This window comes from Kiloniella majae, assembly GCF_002118315.1.
Taxonomy (GTDB): Bacteria; Pseudomonadota; Alphaproteobacteria; order Kiloniellales; family Kiloniellaceae; genus Kiloniella; species Kiloniella majae.
In genome coordinates, this window is sequence record NZ_MTSZ01000009.1 from 53,014 (window position 1) to 72,972 (window position 19,959).

14 protein-coding genes are annotated in these 19,959 nt (G+C 44.6%); 8 read left to right on the top strand and 6 right to left on the bottom strand.

The window, feature by feature from the left end:
• Positions 1-48: 48 nt before the first annotated feature.
• The 5 genes from BKB51_RS18775 to BKB51_RS18800 form a co-directional block, all read right to left on the bottom strand.
• Positions 49-483 carry a DUF411 domain-containing protein gene (locus tag BKB51_RS18775; RefSeq protein WP_125911881.1) on the bottom strand — a complete coding sequence of 145 codons (435 nt, stop codon included), beginning with the start codon at positions 481-483 and terminating at the stop codon, positions 49-51.
• Positions 484-1,018: 535 nt separating this feature from the next.
• A complete protein-coding gene (locus tag BKB51_RS18785; protein ID WP_085902658.1) occupies positions 1,019-3,994 on the bottom strand; it encodes an NAD(P)-dependent oxidoreductase in 2,976 nt (991 codons plus the stop codon).
• Positions 3,995-4,490: 496 nt separating this feature from the next.
• Positions 4,491-5,510 carry a fumarylacetoacetate hydrolase family protein gene (locus BKB51_RS18790; RefSeq protein ID WP_085902659.1) on the bottom strand — a complete coding sequence of 340 codons (1,020 nt, stop codon included), beginning with the start codon at positions 5,508-5,510 and terminating at the stop codon, positions 4,491-4,493.
• Between the two features lie 37 nt (positions 5,511-5,547).
• Positions 5,548-6,084 carry a VOC family protein gene (locus tag BKB51_RS18795; RefSeq protein ID WP_085902660.1) on the bottom strand — a complete coding sequence of 179 codons (537 nt, stop codon included), beginning with the start codon at positions 6,082-6,084 and terminating at the stop codon, positions 5,548-5,550.
• Between the two features lie 264 nt (positions 6,085-6,348).
• Positions 6,349-7,323 carry a GlxA family transcriptional regulator gene (locus BKB51_RS18800; protein WP_085902661.1) on the bottom strand — a complete coding sequence of 325 codons (975 nt, stop codon included), beginning with the start codon at positions 7,321-7,323 and terminating at the stop codon, positions 6,349-6,351.
• Between the two features lie 200 nt (positions 7,324-7,523).
• Here BKB51_RS18800 and BKB51_RS18805 point away from each other — a divergent pair, with 200 nt between their 5' ends.
• The 6 genes from BKB51_RS18805 (at position 7,524) to BKB51_RS18830 (ending at position 16,012) form a co-directional block, all read left to right on the top strand.
• Complete coding sequence (locus tag BKB51_RS18805; protein ID WP_085902713.1) at positions 7,524-8,417, top strand: beta-keto acid cleavage family enzyme; 894 nt, start codon at positions 7,524-7,526, stop codon at positions 8,415-8,417.
• 43 nt (positions 8,418-8,460) lie between these two features.
• Positions 8,461-9,957, top strand: a complete 1,497-nt coding sequence (locus BKB51_RS18810; RefSeq protein ID WP_085902662.1) for a carnitine 3-dehydrogenase — start codon at positions 8,461-8,463, stop codon at positions 9,955-9,957.
• Between the two features lie 204 nt (positions 9,958-10,161).
• Positions 10,162-11,322: an acyl-CoA dehydrogenase family protein gene (locus BKB51_RS18815; RefSeq protein WP_085902663.1), complete on the top strand. Its 1,161-nt coding sequence runs from the start codon at positions 10,162-10,164 to the stop codon at positions 11,320-11,322.
• 32 nt (positions 11,323-11,354) lie between these two features.
• On the top strand, positions 11,355-13,433 hold the full coding sequence (locus BKB51_RS18820) for an acetate--CoA ligase family protein (RefSeq protein ID WP_085902714.1): 2,079 nt from the start codon (positions 11,355-11,357) through the stop codon (positions 13,431-13,433).
• The gene (locus tag BKB51_RS18825; RefSeq protein WP_085902664.1) at positions 13,433-14,215 is read left to right on the top strand and encodes a carnitinyl-CoA dehydratase; all 783 of its coding nucleotides are present in this window, start codon (positions 13,433-13,435) and stop codon (positions 14,213-14,215) included. Before BKB51_RS18820 ends, BKB51_RS18825 begins: the two co-directional genes overlap by 1 nt.
• Before the next feature lie 171 nt (positions 14,216-14,386).
• The gene (locus tag BKB51_RS18830) at positions 14,387-16,012 is read left to right on the top strand and encodes a GMC family oxidoreductase (RefSeq protein ID WP_085902665.1); all 1,626 of its coding nucleotides are present in this window, start codon (positions 14,387-14,389) and stop codon (positions 16,010-16,012) included.
• Between the two features lie 26 nt (positions 16,013-16,038).
• Here BKB51_RS18830 and BKB51_RS18835 read toward each other — a convergent pair whose 3' ends face one another.
• Positions 16,039-16,941, bottom strand: a complete 903-nt coding sequence (locus BKB51_RS18835; RefSeq protein ID WP_085902666.1) for a LysR substrate-binding domain-containing protein — start codon at positions 16,939-16,941, stop codon at positions 16,039-16,041.
• A 131-nt stretch (positions 16,942-17,072) separates the two neighbouring features.
• Here BKB51_RS18835 and BKB51_RS18840 point away from each other — a divergent pair, with 131 nt between their 5' ends.
• Together BKB51_RS18840 and BKB51_RS18845 are read left to right on the top strand one after the other, a co-directional pair.
• A complete protein-coding gene (locus BKB51_RS18840) occupies positions 17,073-18,182 on the top strand; it encodes a mandelate racemase/muconate lactonizing enzyme family protein (protein ID WP_085902715.1) in 1,110 nt (369 codons plus the stop codon).
• Positions 18,183-18,241: 59 nt separating this feature from the next.
• Entirely contained in the window at positions 18,242-19,735 is a 1,494-nt protein-coding gene (locus BKB51_RS18845) for an aldehyde dehydrogenase family protein (RefSeq protein ID WP_085902667.1), read from the top strand.
• Positions 19,736-19,959 lie beyond the last annotated feature (224 nt).

Consider the following 19,959-nt stretch of genomic DNA (forward strand, 5'->3'; position numbering starts at 1 on the left):
AGTTTTTAAAAGACGTAGAGGAGGGAGCCTTATAGGCTCCCTCTTTTTTTATTCGATCGCATAGAGAGTAATCGAATAAATTCTAAATGGTTCTTCCTTCTCAATTCCCATCTCCATACCAGGTGAGCCCATTGGCATCCCAGGTAAGAAAATACCCTTTACATCAGGTTTTTCCGATAGAAATTTATCTACAATATCGATGGGAACATGCCCTTCGATGACATAACCGTTGATTAATGTTGTGTGGGAAGAGGACATTTCACCTGTAATGCCATAAGACTTTTTAATCAGCGACATTTTTTCCGTCGGAACTTCTTTAACCTTGTAATCATTTTGGCGAAGATGCTCGGCATAGGCGCTGCAACATCCGCATTGCGGGTTTTTAAAAAGGGTGGCTTCAGTTTCACCAGCATGGGTGTGAATTGGCAAAATCTGGACAAGCATAGTGGCTGCGATTGTTGCCAAAGGGATAAAAGATCTCATTTTATGATCCTAGTGTATCTGTATTGTTATGATTTATAGATGTTTAATTTTACAGATTTATAGGGGGAGAAATCTCAACGGCAGGGGATAAGCCGACACATCGTTCTAGGTGAGGGCGGGCACCATCTGAGCGGAAACATTCATTTCTGAATGTAGTTTCAACGAGTATCGCAGGTGTCATTGATAGGCAGAAATTTTGGCAGATAACAGTGTTGGAATGCTCAACACATTCTTGGCAGCTTTCGATATCCGGAGCCATATCTTGTGCGTGAGATATGTTCTGAACAAACGTAACAATTATATTAAGGTCGTTTAACTCAAGCGCATGCTGATTGGCCTGAGCGAGTGGAGTGAAAAGCGCACTGAAGCTAAAGATCAAACAAATTATGGTATGCCAGTGTTTCATGAACCTAAAGTAGCCAGATCTATGGGGAACTGTCGAGCACCATTTTTGTCGCACGTATAAAAGTCGTAAGTATAAAAAAGGGTGTCATGAAAAACATGACACCCTTTTCCGTTTATTGCTGTTATGGGCTTAGCCGTATGGTCCTTTCAGACCAAGCTGCTCAACAAGCGTTATGTACTTGTTAGACTGCAGCGTTAGTTGAGCACCGTAGCGATCAATCAGTTCCTGACGGCGTGCAGCGTCTTTCGTGACAGACAGAGCCCCCCAAATTGCGGCCATATCTTCGGTGAGTTTGCGAAGTTCAGCAGCAGTTTTGTCTTCTGAAGCAACAGAAGCCAGTGCATTTGAGGTCACTTTACCAACACCGTTAACGGTTGTTGCGCCTGCATCTGTGTACCCGGCTGGAAGATCGCCTTTCAGGTTCATGATAGACTTGTACTGGATTGCATCGAAGATCTGATCAACAGCTTGTTTAGCCCCTTGAACACGGGACACATGTTCAGTATCTGCCGCAGCATGAGGCAGAAGCTCTAGCTTGTCAGCAAGACGATCAACAAGTGTCAGGTAAGGAACCATTGGTCCACTTAGTTCGCCTGTTTCAGTATTCTTGAAAAGATCTGCGTCAATAGCAGCGTAGGCAACTTTACCGCTTGTAAGTGCTGCATCAATGGCATCGATGTTGATCACTTCCCCACGGTCATAATTAACAACGATTGCACCATCATTTAGAGCGTTAAGTACGCCTTCGTTGACCAGGCTATCATTGGCAAACTTGCCTGTTTCAGCATTAAAAGCACCCAGACCAGTATGTGGGCTGATCACATCAGCGCCTTTTGCTGCTTCTTCAGGCGTTTCTGCGTAGATGAAACCTTCTGATTCAATCCATGCCTTGTGACGGGCACGGGCATAGATGGAAACTTCCATGCCAAAGGCTTTACCTAGATTTGCAACTTCACGACCGATGTTGCCATAGCCGATCACAGCAAGTTTTTTGCCTTCAAGCTTTTCAGTCGGGAATTTACACAGGTCTTTACCAGTATCAAAATCACCCGCACAGACAAGCTTGTGCATTTCTTCGACAGGCAGGTCAGGAGTTACTTTTAGAAGGGCTTTCATAGCCATCTGTGCTGTTGCACGGCTGTTAAAGCTTGGCGTGTTCATGAGGGCGGCTTCACCACCATCACCATTACCGCCGCCCCATGAATCAGAACCCATGTTACCGGTTCCTGCACCAATACGGACACCACCGTGTTTGAATGCAGAAGCCTTTGGCAGGAAGGTCGCCGCAACAATAGTTGCGTCATATTGGCCTTCGTCGGTTTGCGGCAAAAGCTCTTCTTCGGTACTCAGGTTTGGCTGGTATGAGAAGTGTAGTTTGCCGGTTTCGAGATTTGCATCATCTGCAATCGGGCCTTCGTGGAAAACACCACCCTTTGACTCGATATAGGCACGAACCTCTGAATGGTCAGGATTGCCATTTGCATCGAATTTTAATCCGACAAGATCGGCAACAAGCACTTTGTACGCTTTGTTCTGATCATCCTGACGAACTTTACCTGATGCATCATTTGCAGATGCTTCAAAAGTTACGCCTTCTTTTGCCAGAAGTTCTTCAAGCACGACAATTTTTGCGCGGTGATAGGCGTATTCCAGATTTTCCAGAAGAGCAATAACGTCTTCTACAGGGCGTAGACCGCCAATCCAGGCGCGGTAGTCGCCAGGTGTACCTGGGAAAGCATTGACATAACGTGCAACATCCAACCCTTTTTCATGATGACCATTCGGATGCGTTAGGCCTTCGTAGCCGAGCAACTGTTTGGATTTAGCAATGATGTCTGCGTGGATTGCAGGATCTGTGTTTACACCTTCTGTTACCTTGAGCAAGGTCACAGCAGCACCACGGTTATCTGCATCCGTAACACCCAGTTCTAGTGTCGGGTTGGTTGCAATCCAGTCGTTGGCTGTTTGGCGATTTTTGATCGAACGTTTGTTCAGATCACGTGCTGAGCCGATTGATTTTTCTGCGCGCAGAAGGCCAAAAGTTGTTTCAGCAAAAGCAAGGGTTGAGAAGGTATTGATGATACCGCCAAGCATCTTGTGTTCAGCAGGATCGTAAATTGGACCAAGTTCCCAGGTTTTTTCGCTGCTCATTGGCTCTTTTGGGTCCGCAGGAACAGCGATTTTCAGCTGACGCGGGATCGCCCAGGCAGGGTCTTTCTGGTTCTGGTTCATCAAAACCAGTGCTTCTGGTGTGTAGGAAGCAATGAAATAACCTGAAATACCACCGATTGCCTTTTGGAATGGCATGAACATACAGCATTTGTCCATAACCTCGAGAACAACATTCTCGGACCATGGCATTGCGCCCAGCATGGATGTACTGTCAATAATGGCGTGGTGTTCTGTGGGGTCCGCGTCGATCCACTTTAGAAGTTCGATGATTTCGGACTCTTTATAGGTCGTTGCACCGGTTGTTTCGTGACCAACACCAACAAAGAGCTTGATGCCCATAGAGCTTAGCTCGGCAGCAGTCGGTATTGCGCCTTCGCCTTCGGAGTAGTGAATGCGTTCGATATCACCATTTGCAGCGAACTTCTGCATTTCCATAATCTGGGAACCCCAGGATTGACGGAAGAAACCACCTGCTTTGCCTTCGGCTGATTCAGGTTTTGGGGTATCGACATAGATTTTTTGATCAGGGTTGTTTGCATTCATCAGGTGAAGAATGGAAACGGTAAAGCCACTGTGACCACCACCAAGGCCGATAGCCATTTTATTCTTTTTAGGGAATTCAAAGTAACGGTGAATTTCACGGGCCATATCCAGTAGAACTTTATCAGCTGGATAGCCACGGTGCATGCTGCGACCGATTTCAGCAGTTGTAAAACTACCAATGCGATTGCCGCGGTCATCTACTTTGGCATAATTTTCTTCAAGCCATGCATCAAATTGGAAGCGCAGGCGACGCCCGTCAACTTCATCAGATGTCATATCTGTAATGGGGCCTACGCCAAAGAACTGGTTAGACGTTCTTGTTGGAGCACCTTTTGCGGTGACTGCCAAGGACGCATCGCGTTGTGCCTTTAGGTCATCAATCGATACCATGATATTAAATTCCCTGTGTTACTCAATAGTGATGGCCTGCTGGGCGTGGTGAATGCACACGATCTATCGATTGTTGTCAATCTTAAGAAATAGGCTTAATTGGAATAATCCAGAGCCTAAAATGTAATTTGGTGTTCAATTACCAGCCAATTGCAGCACAAAATTTCAAAATTTTGCATTCCATGTGCTGTATATCCTCCCTGTAAATCAGGGGTATGCCGATCAGCGCAGCTAAATGTGGTAAATACGACCACTTGCTGTTTCGCTTGTGAGTATAGCAGGGTTTGATAGGCAAATCCTACTAAATGATTTGAGAAAACAGATAGGATCTGGGTGGGGTGACCTTCTTCTTTCAAAAGGCAAAAGCCAAAGAGCTATGTTGTTTTTATAGCTATTGATCTGAAAACAGCTCTGAATTTCACTTCGGAGCTGTTTTATAATTATTGGAGTAAGGAATATCAGAAACACAAAACCGATGACAGTATTGTTTAATTATTTAAGGCGTAGAGTATTCCACTATTTTCTGATCAATTTTCCCAAAGATTGATTGACCTTCTTTATCCAGCATTTCTATCGAAATAGTGTCACCAAACTTCATAAAAGGTGTTTGAGGAGATCCTGAATTAATTGTTTCAATCATACGGACTTCTGCAATACAGGAATAACCTACGCCACCATCATTAACATGTTTACCTGGTCCACCATTCAGTTTATTGGAAACAGTTCCTGATCCGACAATTGTTCCGGCCCCTAGCGGACGAGTTTTTGCCGCATGAGAAACGATCGTTGGAAAATCAAATGTCATATCTTCGCCAGCTTCTGGTTTTCCGAAAAGCTCACCGTTTAGTGTCGAGAGTAGGGGCAGATGTACCTTGCCGTTTTTCCATGCTGATCCTAGTTCGTCAGATGTTATAGCGACAGGGGAAAAGGCACTGGACGGTTTGGATTGAAAAAAGCCGAAGCCTTTTGCCAATTCTGCAGGAATTAACCCGCGCAGTGAGACATCGTTGACCAACATCAAAAGCTTGATGTGATCTGCGGCTTTTTCAGGGGATGTGCCCATAGGCATGTCGTTGGTGATTACAGCAATCTCTGCTTCAAAATCAATGCCCCAACTTTCTGATCCCAAAGGAATATCGTCTCTTGGACCAATAAAGCTGTCCGAGCCCCCTTGATACATCAAGGGATCTGTCCAGAAGCTATCCGGTAATTCGGCGCCTCTTGCTTTTCGGACAAGCTCAACATGATTTACATAAGCAGAACCGTCTGCCCACTGATAAGACCGTGGAAGAGGGGATGCACATGCAGGTTCTTCAAAGTCAAAACTATCTGCCAGATCTCCACTATTAAGAGATTGATAAAGCCTTTCCAGTTGAGGAGAGACATTATCCCAATCGTCCAATGCTGATTGTAAAGTTGGGGCAACTTTTGTTGCCTTTACACACTTTTTCAGGTCGCGACTGACAACAACAAGTTCACCATCTCTGGTGCTATTTTTATAGGTAGCGAGTTTCATTTTATTAACCGATACTTATGAGGCTATTAACCGTAATTTATGAGGAAAGTTCTTTTTGATGCATCCAGTCAGCATGCTTGGGGGCTTTTTTGGTTTTGGACCAATCTTCGAGCATTTGCCATTTTACATCGTCGAGCTTTTTACTCATATCCGGTGTTGCTGTATTAACCGCCAATTCAATACGATGACCACTTGGGTCAAAAAAGTATATGGATTGGAAGAGGGTGTGATCTGTTGGTCCTAATACATCAATACCATCCGCTTCGAGTTTGTCTTTTACGGCCAGCATTTCATCCATTGTAGCCACGGACAGTGCTAAATGTTGCACCCACTCTGGCGTATTCGGATCTTTGCCCATGGGCGGGGAATTCGGAATTTCGAAAAAGGCCAAGATAGAACCTTTCCCCGCATCCAGGAAGATATGCATGTAAGGGTCCGGGGCTTTTGTGGAAGGGACCTCGTTTTCAGCAATTGCGAGGATAAAATCCATATTGAGGTATTTTCCATACCATTCAACTGTTTCTTTGGCATCTTTACATCTGTAAGCGACGTGATGGATTTGTTCTATTTTCATGTCTAAGCCTCGCATCGTTCTTGGTATCGATTTGGTCAGTTCAGGAAACTGATTCCTAGAATTCACTTTGAGAATAGGAGAAAGAATGTCGCCATCTTCTCAGCCTTGTATCTTGATATGTAATATTAGTTGCAAATGAAACTAATGCAAGTTTAAACGAAAAAGAAGGATTTTTTGAAGGTAATATCAATTAGTAATTTAATTAATAAATTCAATTTATTGCATTAATATCAATAGCTTTTTTGATGTATGGCATTTAAATTGTTAAGAAATAATGCGGCGACTTGTTTTTGGTGCTTGTCCAAAACGGTTGCGATAGCTTCTGGCAAAAGATGTTGCCGAATTAAAGCCACAGCGTACAGCGATGTCGAGAATAGACAGGTCTGTTTGTTTCAGTAATCTTTGCGCAATATCCAAGCGGTGATTTCTGTAATAGGTAGCTGGTGACGTCTTTAAATGTTTCTTGAAAAGTCGTTCAAGCTCTCTGACGGTAGAACCGATCTGATGTGCAAGTTCTGTTATAAGGAGTGGCGTTTCGATGGTTGCCTCCATCGTTTCTATTGCTTTGGTCAGAACTTTATTATTTCGGATCTGCGGGTTATTAGAAATCAGTCGTTGTGGATTGTTTCCTTCTCGAAACCTTTGATAAATAAATATATCTGCAACATCCGTGGATAATTTCAAACCATGTTGAACCCTGATGAGTTGTAACATCATGTCCAGACTGGTTGTGCCCCCGCCTGATGTGAACCGGTTACGATCAACAATATAAAGATCCAATTCTGCCTGTACATTAGGATAGGTCTCGGTAAAGCTTTCAAAGTTCTCCCAGTGTACAGTCGCTTTATAGCCGTCGAGAAGGCCGGCTTTAGCCAGAATTTCGCTTCCTGCATCCATGCCGCCAAATTCGGTACCTTTTGAGCGAAGTCTTCGTAGAATTGCAGCTAATTTTTTTGTATTGCTCTCTTCCACATCATAACTGGCGCAAACGATCAAGACAGGAATGCTGTCGTCTAACGCAATTTCAGCATCAACATTAATGTCCATGCCGTTACTGGCGCGTACTGTTGAGCCATGAATGGAATATAACTTCCATTCATATATCTTTTCGCCAACTTTGAAATTGGCAGCACGCAAGGGTTCCAAAGCTGAGGAAAAACAAAGCATGGAAAAACCCGGTACAAGCAAAAACGCTATTTTTTGGGGCTTAGATTCTGCTTCTTTTCCAAATAGATACATCTTGGTGTTCTCATTTTTCAAGCATGGCGCTGAGTAAAATGTTTCATAATTAGTGCAAAATGTAAATTGAGGAAAAGAAATAGATTTAAACTAAGAGAAAATAAAAGAGGTCATTTTTCGAAGAAGTGTTCTCTTAAAAATAAAACCAAAGATGGGCTGGCGCCCCAAAAAATTGGATGGACGCCAAAGAGGGAATTATTATGAATAATGAAGTTATCATCACCTGTCCTGTAACAGGTTCTGGCATAAAAAAAGACCGACATACGAATGTTCCGGTGACACCAGAAGAAATTTCTGATGCTGCAATAGAAGCCGCATTGGCTGGGGCTGCTATTGCCCACTTGCATGTTAGAAATCCGGATACGGGGCAAGCCAGTAATGACCTGGAACTTTACCAAGAAACAGTTGGTCTTCTTCGTGAGAAAATGGAGACAAAAGGCGTGGATGTTGTCATCAATATCACTGCAGGTATGGGGGGGGAGTTTGTACCCGACGCAACAAACCCAAATGTTGGCGGACCGGGAACTGATATGCTCAGTCCCGTTGATCGTCTCAAACATATTGATGCTATTCGCCCCGAAATTTGCACCTTTGACTGCGGATCATTGAACTTTAGTGACTACGCCTATGTTTCAACGCCGGATATGCTGCGTGAAATGGCTGCAATCATTCAAAAGATGGGGGTTAAGCCCGAAATTGAAGCTTTTGAATTTGGTCATATCTGGATGGCAAAGCAGTTAATGTCAGAAGGCCTGATTGATGCACCACCTCTGTTTCAGCTTTGTCTCGGTATCCCCTTTGCTGCGGAGGCAAATGGTGAAACCATGCTTGCGATGCGTAACATGCTTCCGGAAGGGGCAAATTGGGGTGCTTTCGGGGTTGGCCCAACCCAAATGGCGATGGCTGCACAGTCAGTCATCTTTGGTGGTCATGTTCGCGTTGGTCTGGAAGATAATCTCTATCTGGAACGGGGCGTTCTTGCTAGCAATGGGCAACTGGTGAGCAGAGCCAAGGAAATCATTGAGCGGATGGGGGCAAAAACACTTACGGCTGAAGAAGCTCGTAAGAAATTCAATGCTGTCAAACAGTCTTAAATAATAATTCTTAGATATATAAATTAGAACAGGGTGTTGGAAAATGGCACGTGAAATCAGAACAGTTGCTATCGTTGGAGCCGGTGTTATCGGGGCCGGGTGGGCTGCGCGATGTCTCCATCGGGGAATTGATGTCATTGTGACCGATGTTTCAGCCGATGCAGAACGTGGCCTGAGAGAAGTTGTGTCTAATGCTGAACCTGCTTTAAATCAGCTTAGTCTTGCCCCTCGTACGGTGAAGGGCACACTTACTTTTACGACGAACCTTGCAGAGGCTGTCTCGAAAGCTGATTTTGTTCAGGAAAATGCGCCTGAACGGGAAGATCTTAAAAGAAACCTTCTTGCTGAGATAAGTAAACACGCGGCACATGATGTTATTATTGCATCCAGTTCTTCTGGTTTACTTCCGTCCATCATTCAGGCTGATTGTATCCATCCTGAACGTGTTCTGATCGGTCATCCTTTCAATCCTGTTTACCTCTTGCCACTGGTTGAGGTTCTTGGAGGGGAAAAAACAGAGACCCAATTCATTGAAGACGCGATGGTGTTTTATAGCTCTATCGGAATGAAGCCCCTTAAGGTTCGCAAGGAAATAGAAGGTTATATTTCAGACCGCCTTCAAGAGGCTTTATGGCGTGAAGCTTTGCACATGGTTGCTGATGGTGTTGCCACAACGGATGAAATTGATCAGGCAGTTATATATGGACCGGGGCTGCGCTGGGCTTTTATGGGAACCTGCCTCACATTTCATCTAGCTGGCGGAGAACAGGGAATGCGCCATATGCTGGAACAGTTCGGTCCAGCACTTGAGTTGCCCTGGACAAAATTAAAAGCGCCGGAACTTACGGATCAGCTTATCGACCGAATGGTAGAGGGCACGCAAGAGCAAGCAGATGGCTATTCTATCCGTGATCTCGAACAGCTGCGAGATAATTGCCTAGTGTCTATTATGCAATCTTTGCGCAGCTTTAACTATGCCTCAGGGAAAGTGCTCAAGGAAGATGATGAGCGACAATATGAGCAAACGTCTGGCTCTACAGAGTGGACTGATGGGGATGATTTGAGCCAGCCTCTGGATCTTCACGGGGATAAAGTTCATCCCGAGTGGGTTGATTATAATAATCATATGACTGAGTCCCGGTATTTACAGGTTTTTGGCGATGCTTCAGATGCGTTGTTTCGGTATGTCGGGGTAAATGCGGAATATCATGCCAATGGAAATTCCTATTATACGGTCGAAACTCATATCAATAATATTTTGGAAGTTGCGGTGCACGAGCCTTTGCGGGTGACAACACAATTACTTGGACTGGATGACAAGCGCCTCCATTTTTACCATCGAATGTATAACTCAAAAGATAACAGTTTGTTAGCTACAGCTGAGCAAATGGTTTTGCATGTTGATATGAAAGCCGGGAAGGCCTGCCCAGCCAAACCTGAAATACTGAATGTTTTAGGGAAAATACTGAATGCACATAAAAAACTGCCCGCGCCCGAACGCCTTAGTCGGCAAATGATGGTGCCACCACCTAAACAATAAACATAACTGTTGATCCGATTTTGTTAATAAAAATCTAATCGACAAATAAGTGCAGATACCGGTGTCGTCATGACACTCGGAAGTAATGACATTTAATTTACGTTGGTAATCAGGGTTGATTTTCAACGTGGAAATGCCTGCTTATGTCCTGATTTCGTTACAAAACCATAAATCAGGAACGGTTAAGGTTTAGGGAGAAGTAATATGGATTTTGGTCTTTCGCAAGAACAACAAATGGTTGTTGATACCGTCCGGGATTTTGTTGAAAAGGAACTGTACCCCCATGAAAATACTGTCGAAGAGTTGGGGTATGTGCCGTCTGAACTGACTAGGGAAATTCGTCAGAAAGTTCTGGATTTGGGCTTTTATGCGGCAAATATCCCCGAAGAATTCGGGGGTGGTGGATTGGACTATGTCACCATGTCCCTACTTGAGAGAGAACTAGGGCGTGCTTCTCAGGCATTGAGTGTTATTTTTGGGCGTCCTTCTAATATTCTTTGCGGCTGTAAAGGCGAACAGGTTGAAAAATATCTTATGCCAGCTATTCGCGGAGAAAAGATAGACTGTATCGCGATGACCGAACCAGATGCGGGATCAGATGTAAGGTCAATGAAGGCATCAGCCGTCAAAGATGGGGATGACTGGATACTTAATGGCACCAAGCATTTCATAACACACGCTGATGAAGCTGATTTTGCGATCGTTTTTATTGCAACAGGGGAAGAAGAGACGCCTAGAGGTAAGAAAAAACAGATTACCTGTTTCCTTGTTGATCGCGGTACACCGGGATTTGAAATTCGAGAAGGTTATAAATGCGTATCACATCGCGGGTACAATAATTCCATTCTTAATTTTGATAACTGCCGTATTCCTGCCTCGCAAATACTCGGGGAGGAAGGGAAAGGTTTTGACGAGGCGAACACATGGTTAGGTGCCACAAGGTTGACTGTGGCTGCGATGTCTGTCGGCCGAGCGCAGCGTTGTTTTGATTTGGCTGTTAATTGGGCTGCTGAGCGAAAACAGTTTGGGCAAGCAATTGGTAAGTTCCAGGGTGTCTCTTTCAAATTGGCTGATATGGCTACAGATATTCAGGCTGCTGAATACTTAACCATGGGCGCAGCCTGGAAACTGGATAAGGATCTTCCCGCAGATCAGGACATTGCCATGGCAAAAGTTCATGCGACAGAAATGCTGGCCAGAGTGACAGATGAAAGTCTTCAAATCTTTGGCGGGATGGGTTTGATGACCGAACTTCCAATCGAGCGGTTTTGGCGCGACGCCCGGGTTGAGCGGATCTGGGACGGAACCAGTGAAATTCAACGCCATATCATTTCTCGGGGCTTGCTTAGACCTCTTGGCGCGTGATTGACCTCGTCATTGATCTGGAGGGTTCTGTAATGTCAAAGTCAGCAAATATAAAACGGCTTCTTTGTCCTGAAAACATAGCTGTTGTTGGTGGAGCTGAGGCAGCTGAAGTCATTCGGCAAAGTCGTAAAACGGGTTTTCAGGGTGAAATTTGGGCCGTTAATGCGCGAAGAAGTGAGATTGAGGGGCTAAAGTGCTTTGCATCGGTAAAAGACCTGCCAACCGCACCTGATGCAGCTTTTGTCGCAATACCTCGCGAGCCGGCAATATCCGTGATTAAAGATCTGGAGAAGATGGGGGCAGGTGGTGTAATTTGTTATGCATCTGGCTTTTCCGAAACTTCCGATGGTCAAGAGTATCATACAGATCTTATGAACAGCGTTGGCGATTTGGCTTTGGTTGGTCCGAATTGCTACGGTATCCTAAATTATCTGGATGGGGCTGCCCTTTGGCCTGATCATCATGGCGGGCAGCATGTTGATAAGGGCGTTGCGATCATTACCCAAAGTGGAAATATTGGGATAAGCCTGACAATGCAGGAAAGATCTCTGCCAGTTGCCTATATGATTTCTGTCGGAAACCAGGCCGTTTTATCTATATCTGATTACATAGATGCACTTTGCGATGATGATCGCGTGACCGCAATAGGCCTTCATATGGAAGGTGTTGATGATGTCTCTGAATTCTGTGGCGCCGTGAATAAAGCTCGAAGTAAGGGCATACCAGTCATTGCCTTGAAATCAGGTGGATCCGATATTGGAGCTGAGATAGCATTGAGCCATACCTCTACTCTTGCCGGATCTGATGAACTTTATAGTTCATTGTTTCAACGCATTGGGATTGCCCGTGTTCGAACGCTCAGTGAAATGATCGAAACCCTGAAGCTCCTTCATGTGGCCGGACCTCTTTCGGGTAATAATATATCATCTCTTAGTTGTTCCGGGGGGGATGCAGCTTTGATTGCTGATTTTGGAAGTCAGCTTGGGTTAAAGTTCAACCCTATCCCGGATGTTCAGGCATCGCAGTTGCAGAAGCAACTTGGCGACAGGGTTTCTATATCAAACCCTTTTGATTATCACACCTATATCTGGGGAAATATTGAAGAAAAAACCAACTGTTTTACGCGCGTTATGCAAGGTGGATATGATATCAGTCTTTTGATTTTGGATTATCCAAAAAGCGATTTGAGCGAAGCCCATGAGTGGGATATTGCCTTGGATGCGATGATTGCCGCGCAGAGAAAGTCAGGGCATCAAGCTGCTGTTCTTGCAACATTGCCAGAAAATCTTCCGGCAAAAGCAAGGTCCACTTTAATCAGAAATAACGTGGTGCCACTACAGGGCGTCGAAGATGGATTAAAATCAATCTCATCTGCGGCATGGATATCTTCCAGATGGAAGGAGCTTACGAATAATAACGTATCTTCTATTGTCGAAAAGCCCTCTGAGATAGAAGGTGAAATCGTTTTGCTTGATGAAGCCCAGGCTAAGTCAATTCTAAACGAATATGGACTTCCAATCCCCAAAAGTGAGACGGTTTCTATTTTAGAAGCAGGTTTTGTCGCAGAACAAATTGGTTTTCCGGTTGTTGTTAAAGCTGTGAGTGCTGATCTTGCACACAAGACAGAGGCTGGTGGTGTTGCTTTGAACTTGCAAAGCGTAGCAGATGTAACATGTGCTGCGGAAAGAATGGCACATCTATCTGACGACGTTCTTGTTGAAAGTATGATCACAGATATTGTCGCTGAAGTTATTGTCGGGGTGACGCGAGATCCTCAATTCGGGCTTTCGCTTGTCGTTGGTTCCGGTGGTGTTTGGGTTGAACTGATGCAGGATGCAATACCGTTACTGTTGCCTGTCTCTCGTGATGATATCCATGTCGCTTTGAAGAAACTCAAACTCTACAAGTTATTGGAAGGCTACCGTGGCCAACCTGTCGGCGATATAGATGCATTGATAAATACGATCTTATCGGTTGCAGATTTTGCCCGGCATAATGAAAAGAATCTTGTCGAAATGGATTTAAACCCGGTTATGGTTCTCCCAAAGGGGAAAGGCATTGTTATAGCAGATGCCATGATCCGCATGGCTTCAGAAGAAAGAGTGAATTGATGTCTGATGTAGTAAAAGTTGAGAGACGAGGGGCCGTTCTGGAAGTGACACTGGATCGCCCAAAAGCAAATGCCATTGATGCTGAAACAAGCAAGGCAATGGGGAAAGTCTTTTGCGAGTTTCGTGATGATCCCGGACTTCGGGTTGCAATTTTAACTGGTGGCGGTGAAAAGTTTTTTTCTGCAGGGTGGGATCTGGTTGCCAGTAGCGAGGGGGAGGCCCCTGATACTGACTATGGTCCCGGAGGATTTGCCGGAATAACAGAGCTCCATGATTGCTATAAGCCAATTATTGCGGCTGTGAATGGCATGGCTGTTGGTGGCGGTTTTGAGTTAGCACTTGCCGCTGACTTTATTATTGCAGCAGATCATGCTCAATTTTTCTTGCCAGAAGCAAAGGTTGGCTTGATTGCTGATGCAGCATCTTTCCGTCTTCCTAAAAGGCTTCCCAGAGCAATTGCTATGGAATTACTTTTAACTGGGCGACGCATGGATGCAAACGAAGCAACGCAATGGGGGCTGGTGAATAAAGTTGTGCCAAGCGAAGACCTTATGACAGCAGCCAGAGCATTCGCTGATGAGATTTTAGAAGCCGCCCCTTTGTCTGTTATGGCAGTCAAAGAGGTTTTGCAAAAAACATCCGGTCTTGATGATGAAGCTTGCTATCGAGATATGCGCGCAGGGAAATGGCAATATTATGAAAAAATGCTTTGCAGCGAAGACTCTAAAGAAGGCTCACGTGCTTTTGTTGAAAAAAGATCTCCTGTCTGGAAAGGTAAGTAATTTAATTATATCAATAACATATGGTCTTTTAGACAAATCATCACACCTCTAGTAACAAATATAACGATGTCTTATTTGAATTAGGCAAAATATAGTTTGAAATACGTGAAATTTTGCTCATAAATGAAAAAAGAAATTCATTTAAGTGCGTAATTTTTCAGGTTTTGAGCCATGGTTAAAGAAAAGCGGTCTTTTGACTATATCGTTGTTGGTGCGGGGTCTGCGGGCTGTGTCTTGGCAAATCGCCTCAGTGAAAGCGGTAAGTATTCGGTTTTAATTCTTGAAGCCGGAGGAAGTGATAAACGCTTTTGGGTTCAAGTTCCAATTGGCTACGGAAAGACATATTACCAAAAGGCCGTTAACTGGATGTACCTGACTGAAGCAGATGAAGGTACAGCAAACAGGCAGAGCTATTGGCCTCGCGGAAAGGTGCTTGGTGGATCCAGCTCAATTAACGCCATGGTATATATCCGGGGCCATAAAAAGGATTACGATGATTGGGCTGCACTTGGAAATCCGGGGTGGAGTTATCAGGATCTACTGCCCTACTTTAAAAAGTCAGAAGTCAATCAATTGGGTGATGATGGCTACCGAGGAACGGGTGGACCTATGCATGTCTCTGATGTTTCGAAAGACTTACACCCTCTTTGCCAAAACTTTATCCGCTCGGGGCAAGAACTTGGTCTTGCCTATAATGAAAACTTCAACGGGGCTGAACAAGAAGGCATAGGTCTTTATCAGACGACAACCCGTAACGGTTTTCGTGAGTCCGCAGCCAAAGCATTTTTGCATCCGGCCTTAAAACGCAAAAACCTTAAACTTGTCACTCATGCCCACGTTTCAAAAATTCTTTTTGAGGGTAAAAAAGCCATTGGTGTTGAGTATGTTCGCAAAGGGAAAGCTTGTACTGTTACAGCAACAAAAGAAGTGATTCTGAGTGGGGGCTCCATCAATAGCCCGCAATTGCTGCAGCTGTCAGGCATTGGTCCCAAAGCCTTACTTGATGAAAATAATATTCCCGTTGTTCAGAATAGTCCGGCAGTAGGGCAGAACCTGCAGGATCATATCGGAATGGATTATCTCTATTCCTGTATCGTCCCAAGTCTTAATGACGAATTGCATTCATGGTGGGGAAAGCTGGTTGCGGGGCTGAAGTATGTATTATTCCGTCGCGGTCCTCTTAGCTTGAGTATCAATCAAGGAGGGGGCTTTATTAAAACCCGACCGGATTTGGAACAGCCGAATATACAGCTCTACTTTTCTCCTGTTAGCTATACACGGGCACCAGCGGGAACGCGGCCTATGTTAAACCCAGACCCCTTTTCTGCCTTTCAGTTGGGCTTAACAAATTGTCGTCCGACTTCACGCGGGGAAATTAAGATCAAATCGGATGATCCGTTTGAACCGCCAATGATAAAGCCTAATTATCTTTCTACAGATGAAGATGTCGCTGAGATGTTGGAAGGCGTGAAATATCTCAGGAAATTGGCCGAAACCAAAGCCTTTAAAGATATTATCATTGAAGAATTTCGTCCCGGGAAAGAGTGTAAAACGGATGAAGAGTTAATCGCCGATATTCGCGGGTATGCCTGGACCTGTTTTCACCCTTCTGGAACCTGTCGTATGGGACCTGATCCGGAAAATTTTGTCGTTGATCACAAATTAAAGGTTCACGGTATAGACGGTCTTCGCGTGATTGATGCGTCAATCTTTCCAAATGTCCCCTCAGGAAACACCAATGCTGCCGCCATTATGGTCGGTGAAAAAGGGGCTGATCTTGTTCTTAATGATGCTTAAGTACTTCTTGAAAGATGCCTTCAATATTATTGTTCTATCTGAACTTGGTCCAGTAACCAGTTCCTGAATAACAAACTTTCAGGTTTTGACTTCTCGTCTTTTATTGGTGTTAACAGGTAATGAGAATCATCGTAATCGAAATCTTGCTCGACAACTCTCATTAATTTTCCACTATCCAGATCCGGTTGGGCATGGGCCTTAAGTACAAGTGAAACACAAGCACCAGAGGAAGCGAGTTGTACAGAATTCAGAGAGGTATCTACCGTGATATTTACCTCAAGATCTGCGCCCTTAAGATGGGTGTCGAGTATTTTTTGCCAGCGACCTTCGCAGCCCATAATCCTGACACAGCTTAGATGATTGATAAGTGACTTTTCGCCTGTCTCAATGGACTGCTTGAGAAGCTTCACATTTTCGGGTGTCGCCACCAAAACCGAAGGTTCGGTGTGTATTTTTTGACTATGAAAACCGGACCAGTTGCCATGTCCACTTCGAATATCGATATCAATGTTGTCGTGGTCGAGTGATTCTGTCCAGATCGCGGTGTGCAATCTGATATTGATATCAGGATACTTGGTAAGAAAATCTTTTAACCTCGGTGTCAGCCAGGAAACGGAAAAGGCAACTGTGCAGAGAATATTGATGGTCTGCTTGCCCTTGGTACCGAAAAGCCCCGTAGTCGACACGGATATATCTTCAAATGCTCGCCGTACTGCTGGCAGGTAAGCTCTTCCCTTGTCTGTTAGCTTTAAACTGCGGGCTAATCGTTCGAATAACAAGAAATCCAACTCTTTTTCGAGAGATCTCACCTGATGACTAACCGCAGCCGGAGTGAGGTTGAGTTCTTTGGCAGCTGTTGTGAAGTTATTATAACGGGCAGCGGCTTCAAATGCGCGTAACCAGTTTAGCGGAGGAAGTTGATATGCCATGTCAGTACAGTTATTAGCTTCAAATAAAATGATGTCTTAGGCGAATAATACTTCGTTTGCTTTTATCTGCAAGCTTGGACAATAGTGGCGCAACAGATTTTATTATTCAATTTTTACTCGGTGAGTTAGGCGTGAAAATAGCGAGCATAGAAACCTTTACCAATGAGTACGTTGGTTTTGTTCGGGTACGAACTGTCGACGGTGATGAAGGGTGGGGGCAGGTCTCAACCTATAATGCAGATATCACATCGCAAATCGTTCACAGGCACATTGCACCACATGCACTTGGTCAGGATGCTTCTGACCTCAAGGCTTTGACGCAAACGGTACTTGAGCGTGAGCACAAATTTCCGGGAAGTTATCTCTATCGCGCCCTTTGTGGCGTAGATACGGCTCTTTGGGATATCCATGGTAAACGAGCAGGAAAAAGTGTTGCAAGCTTACTCGGAAGTACACGAAACAGCTTTCCCGTCTATGCATCAAGTATGCGGCGTGATATTACGCCGGAAGAAGAGGCCGAGAGATTTGTCGCCCTTAGGGAGCAATTTGGTTACAGGTCATTCAAGTTTAGGGTAGGGCGAGAATGTGGTCATGATGTTGATCAATGGCCGGGCCGTACCGAGGAAATTGTAAAAAGGGTGCGCGAAACTCTTGGTGATGATGTCACGCTTTTGGTAGATGCAAATAGCGCATATACACCGAAAAAGGCCATTGAGGTCGGGCATTTATTACAGGATTACGGTATTTCTCACTTTGAAGAGCCTTGTCCCTATTGGGAACTGGACTGGACAAAAGAGGTGAAAGAGGCGCTTGATCTTGATGTGTCTGGTGGAGAGCAAGATAACAATATGGTTGTCTGGGAACAGATTATCCAAAATAGAGTTGTCGATATTGTTCAGCCGGATATTTGTTATATGGGCGGCATTACGCGAAGTTTGGACGTTGCGAAACGGGCAGAAGAAGCTGGAATTCCTTGCACGTTACATTGTGCAAATCTTTCTCTTGTTACCCTGTTTTCTGCGCACTTTATGGCGGCAATAAATAACCCAGGCAAATACCTGGAATTTTCAATTGAAGGGTTGGATTACTATCCATGGCAGGCGGGTTTGTTTAAGCCTGGATATGAAATTGTGGATGGTAATCTTATTCTTTTAGATAAACCGGGCTGGGGAATTGAAATTGATCCCCTATGGCTTGCAAATGCGGATTATCAGGTTAGCTATAACGCTTCTCGCTTTTGATGAAAAGCTGAGCACTGAATATAAATTAGAATAAAACGATAAGGCCTTTAGGTGTGATTATGACGAAATCAACAGACGTATTGATCAGCGAATATTTTCAAACAGGTACACTACAGGGCTTGCCAAATAAATTGTTTATCAATGGTGAGTGGGTATCTGCTTCGACAACAGAAACAATTAAGAGTAAAGACCCGGGAAATGGTAGGGTATTTGCATCTGTCAGTGCCGGGCAAGACGAGGATATAGACAAGGCTGTTGAAGCGGCGAGAGATGCATTTCTCAATGTTTGGCGTGATATGAAACCCAGTAAGCGTGGCCTCATACTTTTCAAAGCTGCTGATATACTGGAGCAAAGGGCTGGCTATTTTGCCGTTGTTGAGGCCCTTGATTCAGGCAAACCATTGGATGAGGCGAAAGGCGATGTCGCGAGTTCTGTCGAGGCACTGCGTTATTATGCTGGTTGTGCCGATAAAATTCAGGGTGATACATTCCCTCTGGGCGATGGTGTCTTCTCTTTTTCTTCTGTCGATCCCGTTGGTGTCACGGCACACATTATTCCATGGAACTACCCCCTAGCGACAACAATCAGAGGTGTCGCACCCGCTTTGGCTGCAGGCTGTACCGCTATTGTGAAGCCAGCTGAGCAGACACCTCTAACGGCTTTGTTGGTGGCAGATGTCTTTGTTGAAGCCGGTCTTCCCAAAGGTGTTTATAATGTTGTAACGGGTACAGGGGCAGACGCGGGAAGTCCGCTGGTTAATCATCCGAAGGTTCAACATATTACCTTTACGGGTTCTGTTGGTACCGGAACGTTGGTGATGGAGGCTGCTGCAAAGAATATCAACAGCGTTACACTAGAGCTTGGCGGTAAATCACCGATTGTGGCCCTCGCTGATTGCGACTTGGAGAAAACCGCGGAAGGTGTTCTTTGGGCAATTTATTATAATGCCGGACAAATTTGCTCTGCTGGATCCAGGTTGGTCGTAGAAAGAACAATTCATCGTGAATTGGTTGATAAAATTGTTGAGAAAACCTCACAGTTAAAAGCAGGTCATGCTCTTACTAATCCGAATTACGGTGCCATCAATTCACTGGAACAACTGGAAAAAATAAATGGCTTTGTAGCACGTGCCAAGGAACGAGGAATCACCGTCGCTTGTGGTGGGGAACGTATCATCACCAAAGAAACTGAAGGTGGTTGGTTCTATGCTCCGACAATTATGGATGATGTGCCTATGGATGACGAACTGGTACAACAAGAGATTTTTGGTCCAGTGTTAACGGTTCAGGTCGTTGATAACCTTGATGAAGCTATTGAGGCGGCAAACTCTACTGATTTTGCGCTTGCCGCAGGTGTCTATACGCAAAACATTACTCACGCACTTAAGCTATCCAAAGCAATTGATTCTGGTCAGGTAACGGTAAATGATTATTGGGCTGGTGGTATAGAGGTTCCATTTGGCGGTAACAGATCGTCAGGTATCGGTCGGGAAAAAGGAATAGAAGCGCTTCGTAATTATGTGACGACAAAAGCAATAACGATGACGTTTTGATTGATTTTTTTTGATTAAATATATTGGTTGTTGTGGTCATTATTTCTCCCCAATTAGTAGTGTTTAATTGGTGAGTAAAAATAACTTGATTGATTTTTTTCATAAACCGACACCAAGATGTGGTTTTTTGATCAAAAGTTGACGTTTTTTGGATGGAAAGTCGCTGCCGTGGGTGTTGTTGTCTTTAATGCGACAAAGTTATGGGTAGATGACTCTATTCAAAA

Coding starts and splice junctions, on each gene's coding strand:
- BKB51_RS18810 (WP_085902662.1), top strand. CDS start 8,461: ATGGCACGTGAAATCAGAACAGTTGCTATCGTTGGAGCCGGTGTTATC.
- BKB51_RS18805 (WP_085902713.1), top strand. CDS start 7,524: ATGAATAATGAAGTTATCATCACCTGTCCTGTAACAGGTTCTGGCATA.
- BKB51_RS18815 (WP_085902663.1), top strand. CDS start 10,162: ATGGATTTTGGTCTTTCGCAAGAACAACAAATGGTTGTTGATACCGTC.
- BKB51_RS18785 (WP_085902658.1), bottom strand. CDS start 3,994: ATGGTATCGATTGATGACCTAAAGGCACAACGCGATGCGTCCTTGGCA.
- BKB51_RS18820 (WP_085902714.1), top strand. CDS start 11,355: ATGTCAAAGTCAGCAAATATAAAACGGCTTCTTTGTCCTGAAAACATA.
- BKB51_RS18775 (WP_125911881.1), bottom strand. CDS start 483: ATGAGATCTTTTATCCCTTTGGCAACAATCGCAGCCACTATGCTTGTC.
- BKB51_RS18795 (WP_085902660.1), bottom strand. CDS start 6,084: ATGAAAATAGAACAAATCCATCACGTCGCTTACAGATGTAAAGATGCC.
- BKB51_RS18825 (WP_085902664.1), top strand. CDS start 13,433: ATGTCTGATGTAGTAAAAGTTGAGAGACGAGGGGCCGTTCTGGAAGTG.
- BKB51_RS18830 (WP_085902665.1), top strand. CDS start 14,387: ATGGTTAAAGAAAAGCGGTCTTTTGACTATATCGTTGTTGGTGCGGGG.
- BKB51_RS18800 (WP_085902661.1), bottom strand. CDS start 7,323: ATGTATCTATTTGGAAAAGAAGCAGAATCTAAGCCCCAAAAAATAGCG.
- BKB51_RS18835 (WP_085902666.1), bottom strand. CDS start 16,941: ATGGCATATCAACTTCCTCCGCTAAACTGGTTACGCGCATTTGAAGCC.
- BKB51_RS18845 (WP_085902667.1), top strand. CDS start 18,242: ATGACGAAATCAACAGACGTATTGATCAGCGAATATTTTCAAACAGGT.
- BKB51_RS18790 (WP_085902659.1), bottom strand. CDS start 5,510: ATGAAACTCGCTACCTATAAAAATAGCACCAGAGATGGTGAACTTGTT.